1 rRNA gene is annotated in these 267 nt (G+C 51.3%); it reads left to right on the top strand.

The window, feature by feature from the left end:
• Positions 1-152: 152 nt before the first annotated feature.
• Positions 153-265: ribosomal RNA gene (gene rrf, locus KW846_RS29815) — 5S ribosomal RNA — on the top strand.
• Positions 266-267 lie beyond the last annotated feature (2 nt).

Raw genomic sequence — 267 nt, 5'->3', positions numbered from 1 at the left:
ATATAACACCCAAGCAATTTGCGTCGAAAGGCCAGATTGCGGTGTGTGAAGACGAAACGAACCGAAAGTTCGAGATACTCACAAAACACCAGCTGTCACATACCCAATTTGCTGAAGCGAGGCCAACCGGTCACGACTCGGTACCCGAATTTCTTGACGACCATAGAGCGTTGGAACCACCTGATCCCATCCCGAACTCAGAAGTGAAACGATGCATCGCCGATGGTAGTGTGGGGTTTCCCCATGTGAGAGTAGGTCGCGAAGCCA

It is taken from the genome of Pseudomonas sp. PDM32 (assembly GCF_019219225.1).
Classification (GTDB): Bacteria; Pseudomonadota; Gammaproteobacteria; order Pseudomonadales; family Pseudomonadaceae; genus Aquipseudomonas; species Aquipseudomonas laurylsulfatiphila.
The sequence above is the reverse complement of the archived record's forward strand: the minus strand, read 5'-3'. Positions and strand labels throughout refer to the sequence as shown.